Source organism: Streptomyces malaysiensis subsp. samsunensis, assembly GCF_024519315.1.
Taxonomy (GTDB): Bacteria; Actinomycetota; Actinomycetes; order Streptomycetales; family Streptomycetaceae; genus Streptomyces; species Streptomyces malaysiensis.
Genome location: NZ_JANIIC010000276.1, coordinates 1 through 402, shown reverse-complemented (window position 1 = coordinate 402; position 402 = coordinate 1). Strand labels below are relative to the sequence as shown.

The following is a 402-nucleotide window of genomic DNA, read 5'->3' as shown; positions in this document are numbered from 1 at the left end:
CCGAACGAGGACACCGCGGCCCGACGCGGCCGGTCCCGCTCCGGCCACCCTCGCCCCTCGGCCAGCAGCCGCACACCACCGCCCGACCAGTCCACATGCGGAGAAGGCTCATCCACATGCAGCGTCGCCGGCATCCAACCATGCCGCAACGCCTCCACCATCTTGATCACACCACCAACACCAGCCGCCGCCTGCGTATGACCGATGTTCGACTTCAACGACCCCAACCACAAAGGATCACCACAACCCCGACCCCCACCATAAGCATCGATCAACGCCTGAACCTCAATCGGATCACCCAACCGCGTCCCCGTCCCATGCCCCTCCACCACATCCACATCCGACGCAGACAACCCCGCATCCGCCAACGCCGCACCAATCACCCGCCGCTGCGCCGGACCA

The 402-nt window shown here is 66.2% G+C and carries 1 protein-coding gene; it reads right to left on the bottom strand.

The features are described from left to right. On the bottom strand, window positions 1-402 hold a 402-nt coding region (locus tag NQU54_RS48870; RefSeq protein WP_257636697.1), incomplete at both ends, for a polyketide synthase.